This window comes from Halorubrum sp. CGM5_25_10-8B, assembly GCF_005435095.1.
GTDB classification, from domain to species: domain Archaea; phylum Halobacteriota; class Halobacteria; order Halobacteriales; family Haloferacaceae; genus Halorubrum; species Halorubrum ezzemoulense.
Window position 1 is genome coordinate 40546 of sequence record NZ_SGTY01000017.1, and the last position, 17358, is coordinate 57903.

Genomic DNA, 17358 nt, shown 5'->3' on the forward strand with positions numbered 1-17358 from the left:
GTCATCCCCCGCGAGTGTTTACAGCCCCGTATGGAGCGAAAGACGATCTCCGTCACCGGGATGTCGTGCAACGGGTGCGAACAGAACGTGGAGACCGCCCTGCGAAACCTCGACGGTGTGAGTCGGGTCGAGGCCAATCACGACGCTGACACGGTCGACGTGGTCCTCGAGGATGGAGTCTCAAACGACGACGTGAACGCGGCAATCGAACAGGCTGGCTACGACGTCGTGGCTTAGTCGGCCGTCACTCGGCTGTCTCCACGTTCGCCGTCGGTCCGTTCTTCTAGGGCGAACTTGGTGTTGACACCCTCGCCGGAGAGGAGCTGACCAGCGAAGCTGTTGGCGAGGACGGCCGAGACAGACAACACCATCGCAAGCATCGCGAACACCGGGTGAACGAGCCCCGTGGTCGCGGCGGCGACGCCGATGCCGTTGAACGCGAAGGCCGTCGCGAGGTTCTGACGGGTCTTCCGGTAGCTCTCTTTTCCGATCTCGTAGGCATCCATCACGCCACCAAGCCGGTCGCCCATCAGGACGATATCCGCTGACTCGATGGCGATATCGGTCCCTGCGCCGATGGCGATACCAATGTCCGCCTGCGTGAGTGCGGGAGCGTCGTTGATGCCGTCGCCGACCATCGCGACGCGGTAACCCTCGTCCTGCAGGCGACCGATCTCTTCGCGTTTCTCGTCGGGCAGCACGTCTGCCATAACGCGGTCGATGCCGACCTCCTCGGCGACCGCGTTCGCGGTGCGCTCGTTGTCCCCGGTGATCATCACGGGCGTAATGCCGACCTCTGTCATCCGCTGGATGGTCGCAGCGGCGTCGCTCTTGACCTCGTCACCGATACCGATCAGACCGAGTAGGTCACCGCCACGAACAACTCCAGCAACGGTGAGGCCGCGGCCTTGGAGTCGCTCAATATCGGCGTCTCCCTTCGACAGGTCGATCCCCTCGTCGCTGAGCCATCTCGGTTTCCCGACCAGCACGTCGTCGCTGGCCACGGTTACCCGGACGCCCTTGCCGGTCACGGAATCGAAGGCGTCGGGGTCTCCGTACTCGAAGCCTTGCTCGTCGGCGGCCTCGAGGATCGCATCGGCAAGTGGATGTTCGGAGAACGCCTCCGCGCTGGCCGCAGTCGTGAGTACATCCCCCTCGTCGGCACCGAAGGCGACGACCTCACTGACGGCGGGTTCGCCGACGGTGATCGTGCCAGTCTTGTCCAGCACGATGTGGTCGACGTCGGGGAAAATCTGGAAGGCGTCACCGGAGCGCATCAGGATGCCTCGGTCAGCGGCCTTCCCGCCGCCCCGAATTAGCGCGAGCGGTGTCGCCATCCCGAGGGCACATGGATAGCCGAGCACGAGGACCGCCAGCGCTGCGAACGCCCCGCGCTGGACGTTGGGGGCTGCACCCCACGCAAGCGGTGCGACCACCCAGAAGAGGAACGAGAGCGCGGCAATCGTCAAGACGCCTGGGACGAAGTACTTGAGGACGCGGTCGGCGAGCTGAATGATGCCGGGCTTCATAGCGCGTGCTTCCTCGATTTCGCGGGCCACCTGGTTCAGGAATGCGTCCTCGCCCGTTGCAGTTACCTTGATGAGTAGCGTCCCGGTCTCGTTGACGCTGCCGCCGATCACTCCGTCGCCCTTCGCCTTCTCCTCGGGGATGGACTCACCGGTGGCAACCGACTCGTCGACTGTGGATTTACCCTTGACGACCTCACCGTCGACGGGGATGTTCTCGCCGGGCTTGACCCGGACGTAGTCGCCGACGTCGAGGCCGTCGAGGGGGACTTCCTCGACGTCACCGTCCTCACCGATGCGGCGTGCCGTGTCGGGCTGGAGGTCGAGCAGGTTCTGCACGGCCTGCGAGGACCGCGTGCGGACGATGAGGCTGGTGTACTCCGAAAGGATGTGATAGGTGGTGATGAACACAGAAACGGCGAAGAAGTGGACGGTCGGGAAGCCAGGGAACACGAACAGGCCGAGCAGCCCACCAAGTAACCCTGCGAACGCGCCCGCTTCCAGGAGAACGTGCTGATTGAAGATCCCCCGGCGCAGGCTCTGGTAGGCTTTCTCTTTGATGTATCGTCCAGGACCGAACATCGTCCCGAGCGCCAGCCCGAGAGTCACGAGATCCATCGCGAGAGATGTTGACTCGAAGCGCCCCATCACGACAATCATCCATCCCATCAGGGCAGCGACAACGATGGATGCGCCGCCGGCGAAGAGGAGGCGGCGCTTGCCGTCGGCGAGTTCGGCCTGCTGTTGCTCGTACCGCTCCGCTTTGTCAGGGTCGCGGATGGTGTACCCGAGATCTCGGAGCGTGTCCTTCACCTCGACCCCGCTCAGGCGCTCATCGTCGTATTCGACGAGAACTTCCTCGTGGGCGAGACTCACGTCGACATCCTCGACACCATCGGTTCGGCTGTAGGCCTTCTTGATGCTCTCGGCACAGAACGAGCAGGACATCCCCCCGACGTTGAATTGTTCGTGTGTCGTTCCCATCGTGCCTGATGGTTATCGTGCGACGCGGATAACTATTACGACGAACATTATAGCGGTATTAGGATGCTAATACTGCTGTCGGGAGAGTGGCGTTACTCTTACTGTTGTCGTCCGATTATGGCTTCACAAGAATGGCGCTCCTCGAATCTGACGTGCCGATCCGCGAAGTCGTGACGACGGACCCAGAGAAAGCGAAGGCGTTGGAGAACGACGTCCGGGCGAAGATCCTCGATATGCTCGCGACCGAGGAAATGACGATCGAGGAGATTCACGATGAGCTGCATCGTCGTGGCGAGGAGAAAGCCGAGACGACGGTACGCCACCACGTGAACGTCCTGAAGGATGCAGGGATGGTGGAAATCGCTCGTCTGGAAGAGGCTGGCGGGGGGACGCGGAAGTACTACAAATCGAACACGCGAGTCTTCTCCTACGATCTTCCGGAAGGCGCCGACAATAACCTCGCGGAGGCGCAGTCTACCGCGTCCGAAGAATTGACCGCCCTCATCGAGACGTTGTATGCGGACCACGGTACCGAGATTGAGGCGGTTGCCCGCGAAATGAAGCCTTGCGAGTACTGCGACACCCAGCACTACGAGGAGTTCATCGTTCGCGAACTTCTGAACCGTGCCCTCATCGAATTAGGCGAGAGCGGCACACTTGACGATGTGTTCTCGACTGAGAACTGATACTCACTCGATACAGCAGCTCATTTTGGACGTATCCCGACGGAACGCCTGACAGGCCTGCTTGAACGCCTCGGAGAACGTCGGGAACGGGTGGACAGTATCGATGATGTCGTCGACGGTCAGTCCGAACCTCACAGCCAGCGTGGCTTCCATAATCATGTCGGCGGCACGCGGCCCGACCATGTGGACGCCGACGATTTCGTCGGTCTCGTGGTGTTTGACGACCTGGACGAGGCCGTCAGTATTCTTCACGGCTTTCGCCCGCGGCACGCCCGCCATCTGGACGGTCCGGCACGAACAGGTGCCGTGCTCGTCCATATACTCGAGTTCGGTCGTCCCGACGGCGGCGACCTCGGGGCTGGTGAACACGACTGCGGGGACTGCATCGTAGTCGATGCTGACGCCCTCGTTGCCGAAAGCATTCTTGACGGCGTGATTGCCCTCCTTGGCGGCGACCGTCTCCAGTTCGGGCTCGCCGATCACGTCGCCCGCCGCGTAGATGTCGGGATTCGTCGTCTGGAAGTACTCGTCGACACGAATCGTTCCATCGGGGTTCGTTTCGACCCCTACCGTTTCGAGACTGGTCCCCTCGCTGTTGGGCTGGACCCCGGTCGCGACGAACAGCGCGTCGCCGGTGACCGTTCGCTCAGTGCCGTCGACGGTTGTTTCGACGGCGACGCCCGACTGGATCGCTTCGGCGCCGCCGTCAGCTGCTGGCCTGCGGACGCGCCGGAAGTCGTTATCGGTGAGTATCTCGATGCCTTCCTCATCGAATGCACGCTGCATCTCGCGACCAAGTTGGCCTTCCATGTCCGAGAGGACGCGCTCGGAGCGCTGGAGAATCGTCACGTCGACGCCGACACGGTGGAGGATCTGGCCCCACTCCAGCGCGATGTACCCACCTCCGAGCATTAGGATACTCTCGGGGAGGTCGCGCTCCTCGAGGATGGTCTTGCTCGTGTAGTAATCGACCTCCTCGAGGCCGTCGATGGGCGGCGCCCACGGTGAACTGCCGGTCGCGACGAGCGCCTTCTCTCCAGTAATGCGCGCGCCCTCGTCGGCGCCGTCGACGACCTCGATGGTTGTGTCGTCGACCAGCTGGCCGTACCCCTCGTAGATGTCGGTCTCGAAGTGCTCGGCGACATCGACGTAATTCTCCTGCCGGAATCCCTCGACGAGGTCGTCGGTCCCGTCGAGTGCGTCGGCCCAGTCGACAGTCGGTTCCTTAGGGTATCGAACGGCGTCGAAGGGATTCTCCGACGCTGCAGCGCCGCTCTCGGCGACGGCAAGCAGATGCTTACTCGGGACACAGCCGACGTTCACGCAGGTTCCGCCGATGGGCAAGCCGGTGTTCACCATCGCCGTCGAGAGGTCCCGTCGGCTCGCTTCAGTGATCGCGGCGAAAGCTGCGGCGCCACCGCCGAGAATCACGAGATCATAGTCGGATGTGTGAGTCATCTATACCGAAACTTTACGACGGGAAGTTCTTATACTCCAGAGTCCGAAGCTATAGAGTAGGTTGGAGGCCACGAAGCTATGGCAGATACTACTTCACCGGCGCCAACGTGCGATGTTGAGGGGACGTGCTATTGTCCGCTCACAGGAGTTATCGACACGTTGAGCCGAAAATACGCGATGCAACTCGTTAGCATCATCGGCGCACACGACTCACTGCGGTTCGCGGAGATCGAAGATCACCTCCCAACAGCGAGCACGTCGACAATCTCGAAACGCCTGAACGAATTCGAGGAGGCAGGACTCGTCTCACGGACGCAGTACAACGAAATCCCCCCGCGTGTCGAATACGCGTTGACTGATGACGGGGACGAGGTTCGAACACGATTGGAACCGCTACTCGAGTGGGCGACAGAAAATAGCGGAAATGCGTAAACCGAGACAATCCAAAAGAGAAACCAATTCTCCACGGACTCCCCTCAAGTCTGGTTAGGCCTCTGGGGATTCGAGTACTGTGAGATTCTGGACTGGGAAGGGATTGCTTTCTCCGGCGAACTCGTCCTCAGGGACGTAATGCCAGAGGTGGCCGTCTACCTGGTAGAGAAACGACTCGCCGCCTTCTGCTTCAACTCGTACCCGCTTCCCGACATTATCGTCTTCTTCCCAGCCGATCACGGTCAACGGCTCGACGGGCCATTCAAAGAATTTGACCGAGTCACCACGCTCCAACTCTTCAAAAGTCTCTATATCCCCCTGCTGTGGCTCTCGCGCGTCGAGAGTCGGATTATGCTCAATAGACATGGTCTCTGGGTACGCCCCTACTCACTTAATACTGTCAGCAGTGGATTCCAGCCGCAGGAACGGAAGCACGCCTGGCGAATTTTCTCGCCGACTGCTCTTAGCCCATCGCCTCTTGGAACCGCTCACGCAACGCGTCCTCACGTTCTTCGAACTGCTCGACTTTCTCCTGCAGGTCGTCGCTGACGCGCTCGATGCTCGCCAGCGCTCGTTCGCCGGCAAGCGAGGCCTGTGACCCGTCGTCACCGTCCGCCTCTAGCTGCTGCTCGTACGCCTGCTCGACGCGCTCGATCGTACCTTCCGGATTGAACAGAATGTCGTTGGCGATCCGAACGTACTGATCGAGAGACGCCCCTTCTTTCCCCTGATCGAAGTCCTGAGAGACGAGAATGGCGGCGGCGTGTTCGTCGACGAGGCCACCCATTTCGTCTACTTTGTTCTCGACTAGTTCCTCGAACTCACTGAAGGGGATTTCAGTGTTGAGCTCATCGAATATGTCTCTAACACCACTCATACTAATACTCACTCTGGACTCACTCGGTGGCTAAAAACATACTCCTCAAACCCTCCCTTCTAATGAGTTCTTGTGGTCTGAGACAGGGTTATCCTTCCATCAGTGAAAAGTGGATAGTTTTGTCTGTTTGGGCCGGGGTTTGATTTCCCCGTCGGGTGCGTATCTGTGATAATAGAGGGGATATTTTGATTGGTTGAAACTCTGGTATTTAGCACTGGATGGTTCCCCGATCTCATTTGAAAACTGTTCAATTGCTTCTTCAAGCGAAATTGCAGGCCCATCATAGTGATTTGCCTCATATTGATTCCACGATGAGCGTGCTGCTTTTGGTAACTGGCGGTGATAAAATCGGTAAGGGGGCTTGTCTTCTCGATGTATGTGTACGTGACAACTTTGACAGACGGGAATTAGATTGTCAAGGTTGTTATTGTTGGTGTTGGCATCTATATGATGTATTGGCAAATTATTCCTCCTTTCCCCTTGTGTACGACCACAAACGACGCACCTCTTCCCTTTCTGGGCGAAAACTTGTCTCCGGACTTTGTCGGGGATGTTTGCCATAACAGGATATAGGATTGATTATATATATAATGACGAGAAAGGTGAATTTACCAACGAGTAGCCGGCTCGTTTCTTTTTAGCCCTGGCGTCTCCAGAATATCATATAGCGATATACCATATACGCCAAAGACGAATCGCCCGTCAGTCGCAGAGACAGGCTCCTCCTTCTCGAATCTGGTTCACACTGAAACTGTGGACGGCGAGAGCAAGTTCGGCCATTGCGTCTGCCTGCTCTTCTGTCGGTCTCCCGCCCCCGTAGTAGCTCTCTGTCCGGTTCTCACTATACAGATCCTTCATGTCTTCTGCTGTTTCTTTGGTGAACAGACCAATCTGATGTGCGCGTTTGTAGCTGAACTCGTGATCTTTGAAGTCCTGAAGCTCATCGTTCGACATCGCGAGGGCGTACGCTTCGATGGATCTCTCTATGGTTCCAAAACTCACCTCGATGACCGCTGTGTAGTAGTCTCCCTGCGCCTGAAGCGTGTCAGTCACCTCTATGAGCCGGCACGCTTTCGTCAGTTGGGTTTTCCAGTCGTCGTCAGCACTAATTCCTTCCTCGAACTCTGCTCGACCACGGCCTGCCATCTTGAAGGCGTCCTGTGCCCGCTCCAGGGACTCAAGGATGTCAGTGGGATCATCCCTGTCACTCATCGCTACCACCTTCCTCGAGAAGGAGCTTTTCGACCGTCTCAAACTGGTTAGTGCTGTAAATCGGGATTCCTGAAACGACAATTTCCCGGATGTCGTCGGTATACGTGGGAATCGCTTGGACCGTTTCAACGTCGATGTCGTAAGCGTACCTGTTGCCGTCGAACTCGGTGTCTTCGAGGTCGCGACCAACACTGTTCGCCTTCCGCTGGTTGGGGGCTCGTTCGTTCGTCGTGAGCACCCAGAGGTCGATGTCGCTGCGCCGATCGGCTTCGCCACGGGCCACGCTCCCGTACAGGACGGTCCCGATGACGCCGTTGAGACGGCCAGTGAGTGCGTCGACAGCGGCCTTCACGGGCTTATGGAACTCTGGTTGCGGTATTCGGAGGATCGGGTCGTCCGGCACAGCAAGTCGCTCTCGGTTGATCTGAACGAGCCGCTGGTTGTTATCGGGGCGTTCAACCACTAATCCGTTCTTGACGAGGGTGTTGATCGCTCTCCGAACCGTCTGTTGGGAATGGCCAATCTGGTCAGCCACCTCGCGCTGTGAAAACTGCTTGAATCGGTGGTTCGTTAAAAATAGCAAGATGTCGTTCGTTGCTTTGCTTTTGAATAAATCCGCGTCAGAGGCGGGTATTGGAACGGATATGGACGCCCCCTGTTCGGGGCTCGATTCCGTCTCATGGCTCATATGCCATGCTACGGCTCACTACTATATAAAGTTTATATGAAAGTTCGGGCTGTACTTATGAGCAATCGAGCCGCCGGTTATCCGTCGATGTCTTCGATCGCCTCGGCAGCGGCATCGCCGAGCTCGCCTGCTTCGATGTGCGAATACCGTTTCCGGACCATCTCTTCGGAGTTGTCTAAATATCGAGCAGCGACCGTATAGCCGAATGCTCGCACTAAGACTTCCCCCATCCCTCGGCGGCCCCCGTGTGGGGCGAGATACTCGTGTTTGGTATGTTCGACGTCCACGTCGCTGTCCTCAGTGATTCGTTTCAGTGCCCCGCGAGCGCCGTCGGTCGTGATCGAGGGGAGGCGGATATTCTTTGAGAGAGCGAGGAAGATGTCGTAGTCACTTTTATCACGCAGAGTGGAGATTTCTTGCTCGTCAAGGCCCCGATTCGCCAATTCCTCTTGAACGCATCCCGAGACGGTCGCGAAGTGGAATGTCGGAAAGACGGCCCACTGGTCAGAAGGGGGATCGAGACGCTGTTTGTAGAGCCGTAGTGGTTCGATGACGGGGTCTGGGAGGCTCGCGCTGTCCCACGACTGCTTCTTTCGGTAGACGTCGATGCTCCCGTCGTTGAGGCTGACATCCTCCCAACGGACTCCTCGTCGGCGAGGGTCACTCCCGTCACGGACTAACTCACCAATGCGAATCGCCGTATAGGAGACGAGGTAGACAAGTGCGCGATCGCGGGCCGCTCGAAGAGCGTCATACCGAGCGCGAGCTTTCGCATCGGGATCATTGCCTGAGACTTCTGAAAGCCTCTCGCTCGCCTCGTAAGCGGTGTCGTCGACGTGCTTGGTGATAGCGTGTCGCTGGTCGGATGTCCACGCTTGTTGATCACCGGGTCTCCGGCCGTCGTCCTCGGGTAAGGGCGCTGTCGCGCTCGCTCGCTGCGCGAAGTGCGTATCGAGGTACCCTTCGGTGACGCACCAACCACACCACGCTGAGAGGTAGGCGTAGTAGGTCTGGACCGTATTTTGCTTGAGCCCCCGGTCACTCGCTAAGTGACGCGCGTACTCGCGGAACACGCTTTCGGAGAGATCGTCGAATGTCGGGTCGCGATCGGCGTCGTCGGGGACAATCCCCATCCACTCGTCTGGGCCTCGCTCGCCAGCTGCCCAGTCCGTGAACCGTTCTAACTCCCGCTTGCTGTTTCGCCGGTAGTGGCCCCCGCTACTGTCTCGACCCTTCCCGATGTCCTGAAAGTAGCGGGTGAACGTCGCGTCGAGGGAGGCCCCAGCCCCCGAGTCACTAAGCATCCGGGACCACCGCCGGAGCTGCTCGGTCGAATTCCGGGGTTAGAGGCCTGTTCTGTGTAAGGATCACGTTTCGTGCTTGTGTGACGGCGTGGGGGTACTTCAAACTACTTCTGATTATTGGAGTAATCACGTCCAGACGCTTATTTGCCTAAAGTTCCGAATTCTGGCGGTAGTAGTGTTAATAGCCAAGAAACCGGGTTTATAAATTATATATCGCTATATCAAAACTGAGCCGGCGATCTCAACTGAGTTCACCGTATAGAGGCAGAATCAGACTATTCTGAGGTTGCTGTCGGGGTATTGTAGAATAGCTTTCTATTTTGGAATAGTACGCTATTCAGTCGATTCTGAAGAAGCAGACTCGCGAGCTTGTTCGAATCGTTCGGCCACTTCGTCTACGAGATCTTCCTCCACGACGGTTCGGAGAAGAGCATCAGTCATTTCCCGAACGACGATGTTCTGGTAGCCGTGCTGGTTGAGCTCGCGTTCCAGTTCATACTTCAGCCAGGAATCGAAGTCCTCGATCGTAGCCTCCCGGGCGTAGAAAGGCCGCTGTTTAGCGGCCTCATAGCTGAACGCTGAATCGGTCATCGGGTTTTGTCGTTCGACGGGTTCCTGAGAGGGCGTCTCCTCGTCGCCTCCCGATTCAGACGCGTCATCCGTATCCTGGGGTTCGTCGTCCGGTTCATCTTCGAGTGTCTCCCCGAGGTCGGCAAACGGATCGTCGTCAGACATGGCGGACCACCTCACCTGCCTCGACGATGTGCGCCAACTCGTCGAAACACTGCAACTGGTCACAGTCAGGGTCGTAGTCCAGCAGGGGTTTGCGCTCGCCATAGGCCTTCGTGATGCTGGTTCGGTCCCGGATGCCCGGTGAGGGTTTGAGATCGCCGGCATCGACAGCCTCCCAGTCCGTGATTCTCGCGAAATTCGGGATGCGATCCTGAAGATTATCGTGCGAGTTGAGACGTTCGAGGAGCTGTCGATCTTGAGTCTGCTGGTCGATACGGCCGCTCAACATGTTCGGAACCAGTGACAGAACGTCGACGTCCATATGCTGCCGAAGCGGTGAGATCTGTCGCTCGATGGTTCGCTCCAAGCCGGCCATCGCCTCGTTCCCCGGGGCGAGCGGAAGCACCAAGTTCGCCGTCGCGACGAGCGCGTTGTCCGTGAGTCGGGATCGGTACGCCGGCGAATCTGTGACGATATAATCGTACGTGTCCTCAAGGAGTGGGTCGACGACTTCCCGTTTGAGCAGCGCAGAGGGTTGGAATACGTCGCCGACGACGATCTCCCGCTCGACCTGTTCTAAGTCCTCGCTGGACGGGAGGATATCGAACTCATAGCTGGTATCGTAGACAACTGAAGTCGGGTCAGCATCGTTGAAGAAGACGTCGCCGATGGTTTCCTCGGTGTTGTGGTACTGGTCGTCAAACCCCAGCCCCACGGACGCGTGGCCGTTCGGGTCAAGATCGATGAGGAGGACATCGTGTTCGTGTGCGGCCAGTTGTCGGGCGAGGTTGACCGCAATCGTCGATTTGCCGACGCCTCCCTTCAGCATACACACCGAAACAGCCCGAGAGTTCCCATCGGTCTGTACCGAATCATATGGGCTATTTGGGCTATTCGTTCTATCTATGCTATTCTTGCTATCTGAGCCACTCATACTATCCAGCAGTATCAACCCCTCTCAACTTAACTCTGTGGTGAATAGTCCGAATAGTATTCTATTCCAAAGCAACACGCTATTCCAGAATAGTACACTACTCTAGAATAGTTAGGATAGAATCAGTAAATGTGGCTCAGGAGACGAGCTCCAACATAGAGCGAAGTTCAGATTCGATATCAGTCAGTTCACTCCGTTGCCACTCAAACCGTTCTTCCACCCCAACATCGGTAAACCGGAGTGAAGCACGAACCTGCCGGGCGGGATCGTGCTGGAAGAGCGCGAGAGCGTAGGCAAGCATTTGCGGCCGATAGTGGTCAGCGAGGGTATCAGTCGTCGTCGACGAAAGATCGTTCGTCTTGTAGTCGATGATATGATACGCATCAGGAGTGACCAGAAGACGGTCAATATCACCCACTATGCGGGAGTCATCAAGACGAGCGACAACTGAGTACTCGTCATAGGTCGCTTCGAGTGGGAGGTCCGCCTCAGTTTCATCGACGAACCGGATCGCATCCTGGGCATGGCTCACGGCCGCTTGGAGATCGTCATCCGTCGGTTCCTCGCTCCCCATACGACTCAATTGACGAATAAACGAGGGCCACTCTTCTCGTGGGGGACGGAGCTCATTGAGCCGATGGACAACAGTTCCAAAGGTGGTGGGACTCAATCCGACTGTCCCATCCCCCGACGTGTAGCTGTGTCCGTCTTCGGAGGCATCCGCAACAGCACTGACGAGGGTCGTCGCGGCAACGCGAACGGCAGCCTGACGTTCCGGCGGGGAAGGGACAGTAATCGCAGGGTCTAACTCTTCAGTCGGAGCCTCAGATTGCCATTCAACCGGCCGAGGTGGAGCCTGAATGGTGTATGGGGCATCACCAATTCGAGCGTCTGTAGCTCCATCGTGGAAAGCCTCAGCGACTAGCTCATGATCGTCAAACAGAATGGGCTGGAGCCAATCCCGCCATCGACTGGCGTCGTCGAAATCATCTGGCTCACCGAGTTCGAGGTGGCCAGACTCTTCGATATCGATGTCGTGTGTTCCACACAGCAGCAGGTGGTCCCGAGTTCGGGTACAGGCCACGTAGAGTAGTCGTTTGGATTCCGCACGCTCTTGCGGGAGCAAGCGGCGATCGGCATATTCGTGGACTGCAGTCTTCTCGATTGAGAACGCATCGTTGGGGTGGGGACCACCCACTGCAGGAATTGGTGGGGCATCAGTTGTCCCCTCGACGAGGCGGACATAGCCGTGGTCATCGACGGACCGCCCGAAATTGAGGTCACTTCCGAGATCGGGGACGGTGACGATCGGGAACTCGAGTCCCTTCGCGGAATGGATCGTCATAATCCGGACGCCCTCGGCGTCACCCGGAATATCTGCCTCCCCCTCACGAGGGTCGATCTCGGCTTGGCGGTCGATCCGGTGAAGCAACCCGGCAGCTGTGTGAACACCGTTCTCGCTCCAAGTACGGACCTGGTCGCGGAACTTCTCGACGTTCGCGACGGCCTGGTGACCGCGTTCGTCAGCACTCACGCTCGCAAGATACCCCGTGTCGTCGATCACTCGGGACAACAGACGGTTCCACGGGAGGACGCCATCTTCAGACGGCTTCGCGCAGCCACTAAGGGTCCGCCATGTCGTGAGGAGGTCGAAAGCATCCGCGAGCTGTGGATCGTCCGTCTCGGCGAGTGCATCCCACACTGAATCAGCCTCGGCAACTGCCGGTGCGAGGCGGTCATCGGTGAAGCCAAACAGCGGGGACCGAAGCACCCCATAGAGAGAGACGTCGTCCTGCGGATCACCAAGTACCCGAAGTAGGTTCGTCAGCGCCTGGACCTCGGGCGTATCGTAGAATCCGACGCCACCGACGACAGTATAGGGAATGTCGTACTCCTCAAGGGCCCGCTGATACCGATCCAGATGGGTTCGCCGGCGGAGGAGGATTGCCGTGTCGTCCGGCGTAGCGTCGCGATGAACACCCGTGTCGGGGTCTTGGACTGTCGGTGGATCGTCGAACAGGTTGGTCAGTCGAGCAGCGAGCGCTTGCGCCTCGGCCTCGATGGTGTGGTCGAGCGCACCTTCAGCTACCGGATGGTCACCGCCGAAGAGTTCCGCCGCCGTGTCGGCGTCGTCGGGCACAGCGAGATACTCGACGCTGCCGGTGAGTCCCTCGATGTCTTCGACTCGGTCGCGCTGTGTGGTCAGCGTCTGTGGTGGCGCTTCGTAGGGTTTGTGGGTGTCCCCCTCCGGTTGGAACAGGTACTCGAAGAGCTCATTCAGGAACGACAGCGGCTCGTCCAGCGTCCGGAAGTTCCCAGAGAGTTCGAGCGCGGTCGGACTCTCGGCCTCGCTGTCAGGGACGTCGTCGACCCCACGGACTTCGTTGACAGTCTGGAGTTCCGCTCTCGCCGCCCCGAACGTCGTCACGTCGGCCCCACGGAATCCGTAGATACTCTGTTTCTCGTCGCCGACCAGGAAGACGTTCGACGCCGTCTGCTCGTCGACGCCCGTGAGGAGCCTGACCAGCTCCCACTGGCGCGGGTCCGTGTCTTGGAACTCGTCGACCATCACGGCCGCAAACTGGTCTTGAAGCCGCTCCGTGACCGCATCGTTAGCTCGCAAGAACTTGAGCGTCGTCTCGATCACGTCGGGAAAGTCGAGTGTATCCCGGCGGGCCTTCTCGTCGGTGTAGGTTACGAGGACATCGTCGAAGACCCGCATCAGAGCCAGCGCGTAGTGACCGCTGTTCGCTTCGAGCTCACCGGGTGTGGTCTCGACCGCATCCGCGTGCGGTTCGACGGCATCGATAACCGTGTCGATGGCGTCCTTCAGGTCGTCATAGACGTCACCGTACTCACCCCAATCGTCCCGGTCACCGACGACGTACCCCGAACTGCTGTACAAGCCGCCGTTCTTCTTCTCACAGGCCTCGTACAGCTCGAGAATTGCCCGCTGACAGTCGCGGGGATCGCTTTCCTCGGGGGCGTCCGGGAGTGTCGCCGCGACCTCGGAGAAGGTCCGGTAGGCCCGAAGACCGTCCTCGTCGGCGATGGCGGCCTCGCGGTCGACACGGCCCGTGACCGTGCGTAGCTGCTCAAGGAGTCCATCCGCATACAGCGTCTGTCGAGCGTCGGCAACGTCGAGATCACAAACGACCTCCCAGCAGATATCGACGTAATCGTCGACCTCGGCCTCACGCCACTCCTCGAGGACGGCCTCGCTCTGGGGCCGTTCGTCGAGTAGTCCAGCGAGTACATCGACCAACTGGTCGCGACCCCAGAGCTGAGCAAGGAGCTCCACGTCGTTATCGCCCTGGTTGCGTTCGAGGAACTCCGTCACGACTTCGCGTTGGAGTGTCGCGGCGCCGTCTTCGTCGAGTACGTCGAAGCCAAGCGGGACCGGAGCCTCGACGGCCCGTTCTCGCAAGAGCCGCGTACAGAACGCGTGAATGGTGTGGACGTAGCCGTCTTCCAAGTCGTCGAGGACGTTTCGCCAGCGGTGGTAGGCCTGTGGTGAGTCAACAGCCTCGAGCCGGTCGTATACCTCCTCTCGAACGCGCTCAGTCAGTTCGGCAGCGGCCTTTCGCGTGAAGGTGATCGTGACAATGTTCTCCGGCGTGAGCGATGGGTTCTCGGCCAGAATCGTCACGTACCGCTCGGTGAGCGTTGTCGTCTTCCCCGTCCCGGCGCCGGCAGTGATCGCGACGTTCCGGCCCTGAACGAGCGCATCCTCCTGTTCCTCCGTGAGCTGTATCTCCTCGGAGGCATCAGTCATCGCTCATCACCGCCTCGATGTCCTCGTCGTCACGAACACGGAGCGGAACGTACGCGGTGTCGTCCTCGTGAACCTTGTCGACGAACTCCCGCTTGCGGTGGTGGCGGACATCGCACGCCCGACGGTAGTCACAGTATCGGCAGTTGGCACCACGAGCGGACAGGAGCGTCGTATGGAACCGTCCGTTGGCAATCGCCTCGTCGATTTGGCCCAACCACTCCGGAACGACATGGTTCAGGAAGCGACGGAGTTCAACCTCGGAATCGAACTTCGACTCGACACCGCGTGGAACCTTGAGATCGTTGGGCGGTCGTACCTGATAGTACGTCGCCGAGAGCGAGCCCTCCTCGAACAGATCACCGTCGACGACCTCGGCGACAGCAAGCAGATAGATGGGGAGCTGGAACTTCGTGCCGCTGGTCGTTTTCGTCATATACGGTGCTCGCCCAGTCTTGTAGTCGTAGAGCGTAAGCGTCGGTTGCTCGCCGTCCCGGCTCACGTCGACGCGGTCGATGTATCCACGAATCGAGACGGTCGAACCATCCGGTCGCTCCACCGTGAACGGTCCAGCATCCGAGTCGGGAAGCCCCTCGCCGAACGGGGCTTCGAACAGGTGTGGGCGGCCGGCGCCATCTCGGGAGAGTTCGTTGTCGAGGAAGGTAGCGAACAACCCCTGTTCCGGCGCGTCGTGGGGTTTGCTCCCAGCCTCGTACGGAGCACTCTCGCCGGCACCCAGGCCCGCGAACAGCTCCGCCTTCCACCGTTCGTAGAACAGGCCGCCGTACTCGAAGTCAGCATCCCGAAGTTCATCGACGGCAACCTCGCGAAGGTGCGTCGCCAGGTCGTCCCGGTCGAAGTTCGTGAGATCGACACCGTCCTCGGTCTCGTCCTGTAAATCCGCGAAAAACCGTTCGAGGACGTCGTGGACGTACGATCCGGTTTCGAGGGGCGTAGGGACGACCTCGACGTCGTCGGGATCCTCGATTCCGAGCACTTCGTCGGCGTAGAACTTGAACCCACACTCGACGTATCGCTCGATGCGACTCGCGCTGTAGGGTTCCCGCTCCGACAGAGGGTATACCTCATCGACTGTCTCGGGATCCAACACGCCGTCGTGGTCGGAGAGGCCAGCCGTTCCCCTGTTGGCCGCACAGTGGAGTCCCCGATCCGTGCGCTTCGTCTGCTCGGGGGAGAGATCACCTCGGTCGCCGGCGCGGCTGACTGCCGCACGCCGGTCGGCCGTTGCAGCGACATGCCGCTGTAGGTCCTCGCGGGAGCCCACGCGGTCGTCGACGCCGTCTTCGGGTTCGATGCCGGTCACGCGCTGGAGTTCGTCGAGGACCGGCGACCGGACGACGGCGGATTCGTCGTCGCCCGTCTCTGGTGTGGTGATCGTAAGTTCGTCGACATTCGCGAGCAGCGTCGCGAAGAGATAGCGCCCCCGGAGTCGCTCGTCACCGGTGTCGAACCGTGGGTGGGCGTCGGTCATCTCCTCGAAGAAGGCCGGCCGTTCCGGCGTCACCGGGAAGTGCTCGCTCGTCACGCCCACGAGAAACACCTTCTCGAACGAGCGCATCCGAGCGTCGAGCATCCCCATCACTTCAACGTGGCCGCCGGCAGCGCGTTGGGGAACCCGAATCGGCACGCCGTCGAACGCACGAGTGAACAGTGCCAACGGGGAGAGGTCGCTATTGACGGCCGACAGTGACTCGAACGAGGAGAGGACCTCGTCCACGAGGTCGTACGCTCGTTGTTCGACGGCTTTCTCGGCGCCGTTAGCGTAGTCCTCCGTCGCCGCCTCAAGGTCGAACTGTACGTCCAATAATCGACAGAGCGTCTCAGTCGCGTCCTCAATGTCCCCTGTTCGGAGCGACTCCAAGGTGGCCAGCAGCTCCTCGATCAGTGCCGCCGCTTCGTCGTCGAGGTCATCTAGCAGGGGCGACACAGAAACAGTATCACGCCGGCGAGCAGCTGCCGTGACAGCGTTGGCTTGGTCGGTGTCGACGACATCAACCAGTGGATTTGCCAGCAAGGACGTGAGATCCTCAGCGCGTGGATCCGGTTCGGCGAGGTTCAGGAGATCGTGGACAACGCTCCCGGTGAACGTTCGGTTCAGTTGTGATGCGGCGGTCGTGACGTGCGGGATGTCGAACGTATCGAACGTGTCCTCGACGTACCCCGAATAGGCCTCGGTCCCGGGGACGACGACAGCCAGGTCGTCAGGATCGCGTCCATTGGCCAACTCAGTCCGGAGCTCGCGAGCGACGAAGCGAATCTCGCGCTCGGGCGTCGGGAGTTCACGCCATCGCAGAGTGTCTGGAGCAGGGACAGTGTCCGGGTTCGGGCAGTAGAGCGACTCGGTGATCGTTCCGAAGGTCTGCCCTGACTCGTCGGCAGGCTCGAGTTCTACTGTCTCAAAGTCGAGCGCTTCGTAGACCTCTAAAGCGTCCTCCGCAACAGCGTCGACTCCGCTCCGACCATCCTGGTGGAGCGGAAGCAGTGCAATCATCGGAAGTTCGTCGGCGAGGCGTTCGATGAGACGGCGTTCGACGGGACGAAACTCGTGATACCCGGAGAGAACGACGACATCCAGTTCCGGGGAGAACGCCGATAGTGACTGCTCCGCCGTCGCGACGGCGTCGAACATTTCTCCCCGGGTACAGACCCACTCATCAACGTAGTCAGCATGGAGGTCCTGGTAGTGGCGGTACGCGTCGACAGTAGCTGCCGCGATACGGTCATCGAGGGTT

At 59.4% G+C, this 17358-nt stretch carries 14 protein-coding genes and 1 pseudogene; 3 read left to right on the plus strand and 12 right to left on the minus strand.

Annotation, left to right across the window (positions count from 1 at the left end; translation table 11 throughout):
- Positions 1-30: 30 nt before the first annotated feature.
- Positions 31-237, plus strand: a complete 207-nt coding sequence (locus EXE51_RS14380; protein ID WP_137692901.1) for a heavy-metal-associated domain-containing protein — start codon at positions 31-33, stop codon at positions 235-237.
- On the opposite strand, the gene EXE51_RS14385 is transcribed toward EXE51_RS14380, so the two are convergent.
- Positions 234-2510: a cation-translocating P-type ATPase gene (locus tag EXE51_RS14385; protein ID WP_137692902.1), complete on the minus strand. Its 2277-nt coding sequence runs from the start codon at positions 2508-2510 to the stop codon at positions 234-236. The genes EXE51_RS14380 and EXE51_RS14385 overlap by 4 nt on opposite strands.
- A gap of 131 nt (positions 2511-2641) precedes the next feature.
- Here EXE51_RS14385 and EXE51_RS14390 point away from each other — a divergent pair, with 131 nt between their 5' ends.
- Positions 2642-3196, plus strand: coding sequence for a winged helix-turn-helix domain-containing protein (locus tag EXE51_RS14390; RefSeq protein WP_137692903.1), 555 nt, complete (start codon positions 2642-2644; stop codon positions 3194-3196).
- A 3-nt stretch (positions 3197-3199) separates the two neighbouring features.
- Here EXE51_RS14390 and merA read toward each other — a convergent pair whose 3' ends face one another.
- Complete coding sequence (gene merA, locus EXE51_RS14395; RefSeq protein WP_137692904.1) at positions 3200-4654, minus strand: mercury(II) reductase; 1455 nt, start codon at positions 4652-4654, stop codon at positions 3200-3202.
- Between the two features lie 78 nt (positions 4655-4732).
- Here merA and EXE51_RS14400 point away from each other — a divergent pair, with 78 nt between their 5' ends.
- Positions 4733-5086, plus strand: coding sequence for a helix-turn-helix domain-containing protein (locus EXE51_RS14400; RefSeq protein WP_137692905.1), 354 nt, complete (start codon positions 4733-4735; stop codon positions 5084-5086).
- A 54-nt stretch (positions 5087-5140) separates the two neighbouring features.
- Here the strand turns inward: EXE51_RS14400 and EXE51_RS14405 are convergent, their stop codons facing one another.
- The 10 genes and pseudogenes from EXE51_RS14405 to EXE51_RS14450 form a co-directional block, all read right to left on the minus strand.
- Complete coding sequence (locus EXE51_RS14405) at positions 5141-5452, minus strand: hypothetical protein (RefSeq protein WP_137692906.1); 312 nt, start codon at positions 5450-5452, stop codon at positions 5141-5143.
- A gap of 97 nt (positions 5453-5549) precedes the next feature.
- A pseudogene (locus EXE51_RS14410) lies at positions 5550-5822 on the minus strand (hypothetical protein); the annotation flags it as partial.
- A 240-nt stretch (positions 5823-6062) separates the two neighbouring features.
- On the minus strand, positions 6063-6524 hold the full coding sequence (locus EXE51_RS18265) for an HNH endonuclease (RefSeq protein WP_137692907.1): 462 nt from the start codon (positions 6522-6524) through the stop codon (positions 6063-6065).
- A gap of 141 nt (positions 6525-6665) precedes the next feature.
- Positions 6666-7175, minus strand: a complete 510-nt coding sequence (locus tag EXE51_RS14420; protein ID WP_199234057.1) for a DNA-binding protein — start codon at positions 7173-7175, stop codon at positions 6666-6668.
- Positions 7168-7863: a MarR family transcriptional regulator gene (locus EXE51_RS14425; RefSeq protein ID WP_199234058.1), complete on the minus strand. Its 696-nt coding sequence runs from the start codon at positions 7861-7863 to the stop codon at positions 7168-7170. The genes EXE51_RS14420 and EXE51_RS14425 overlap by 8 nt, the downstream gene beginning before the upstream one ends.
- 77 nt (positions 7864-7940) lie before the next feature.
- Positions 7941-9167 carry a phage integrase SAM-like domain-containing protein gene (locus tag EXE51_RS14430; RefSeq protein WP_137692908.1) on the minus strand — a complete coding sequence of 409 codons (1227 nt, stop codon included), beginning with the start codon at positions 9165-9167 and terminating at the stop codon, positions 7941-7943.
- Between the two features lie 333 nt (positions 9168-9500).
- Positions 9501-9902: a hypothetical protein gene (locus tag EXE51_RS14435; protein ID WP_137692909.1), complete on the minus strand. Its 402-nt coding sequence runs from the start codon at positions 9900-9902 to the stop codon at positions 9501-9503.
- Positions 9895-10833, minus strand: coding sequence for a ParA family protein (locus EXE51_RS14440; protein ID WP_137692910.1), 939 nt, complete (start codon positions 10831-10833; stop codon positions 9895-9897). The genes EXE51_RS14435 and EXE51_RS14440 overlap by 8 nt, the downstream gene beginning before the upstream one ends.
- A gap of 136 nt (positions 10834-10969) precedes the next feature.
- Positions 10970-14608 carry an exodeoxyribonuclease V subunit beta gene (locus EXE51_RS14445; protein ID WP_137692911.1) on the minus strand — a complete coding sequence of 1213 codons (3639 nt, stop codon included), beginning with the start codon at positions 14606-14608 and terminating at the stop codon, positions 10970-10972.
- The coding region (locus tag EXE51_RS14450) for a PD-(D/E)XK nuclease family protein (RefSeq protein WP_137692912.1) at positions 14601-17358 on the minus strand (2758 nt) is incomplete at its 5' end. The genes EXE51_RS14445 and EXE51_RS14450, both read right to left, overlap by 8 nt.

Coding starts and splice junctions, on each gene's coding strand:
- EXE51_RS14385 (WP_137692902.1), bottom strand. CDS start 2,510: ATGGGAACGACACACGAACAATTCAACGTCGGGGGGATGTCCTGCTCG.
- EXE51_RS18265 (WP_137692907.1), bottom strand. CDS start 6,524: ATGGCAAACATCCCCGACAAAGTCCGGAGACAAGTTTTCGCCCAGAAA.
- EXE51_RS14440 (WP_137692910.1), bottom strand. CDS start 10,833: ATGAGTGGCTCAGATAGCAAGAATAGCATAGATAGAACGAATAGCCCA.
- EXE51_RS14435 (WP_137692909.1), bottom strand. CDS start 9,902: ATGTCTGACGACGATCCGTTTGCCGACCTCGGGGAGACACTCGAAGAT.
- EXE51_RS14430 (WP_137692908.1), bottom strand. CDS start 9,167: ATGCTTAGTGACTCGGGGGCTGGGGCCTCCCTCGACGCGACGTTCACC.
- EXE51_RS14405 (WP_137692906.1), bottom strand. CDS start 5,452: ATGTCTATTGAGCATAATCCGACTCTCGACGCGCGAGAGCCACAGCAG.
- EXE51_RS14425 (WP_199234058.1), bottom strand. CDS start 7,863: ATGAGCCATGAGACGGAATCGAGCCCCGAACAGGGGGCGTCCATATCC.
- EXE51_RS14390 (WP_137692903.1), top strand. CDS start 2,642: ATGGCGCTCCTCGAATCTGACGTGCCGATCCGCGAAGTCGTGACGACG.
- EXE51_RS14420 (WP_199234057.1), bottom strand. CDS start 7,175: ATGAGTGACAGGGATGATCCCACTGACATCCTTGAGTCCCTGGAGCGG.
- EXE51_RS14380 (WP_137692901.1), top strand. CDS start 31: ATGGAGCGAAAGACGATCTCCGTCACCGGGATGTCGTGCAACGGGTGC.
- EXE51_RS14400 (WP_137692905.1), top strand. CDS start 4,733: ATGGCAGATACTACTTCACCGGCGCCAACGTGCGATGTTGAGGGGACG.
- EXE51_RS14445 (WP_137692911.1), bottom strand. CDS start 14,608: ATGACTGATGCCTCCGAGGAGATACAGCTCACGGAGGAACAGGAGGAT.
- merA (WP_137692904.1), bottom strand. CDS start 4,654: ATGACTCACACATCCGACTATGATCTCGTGATTCTCGGCGGTGGCGCC.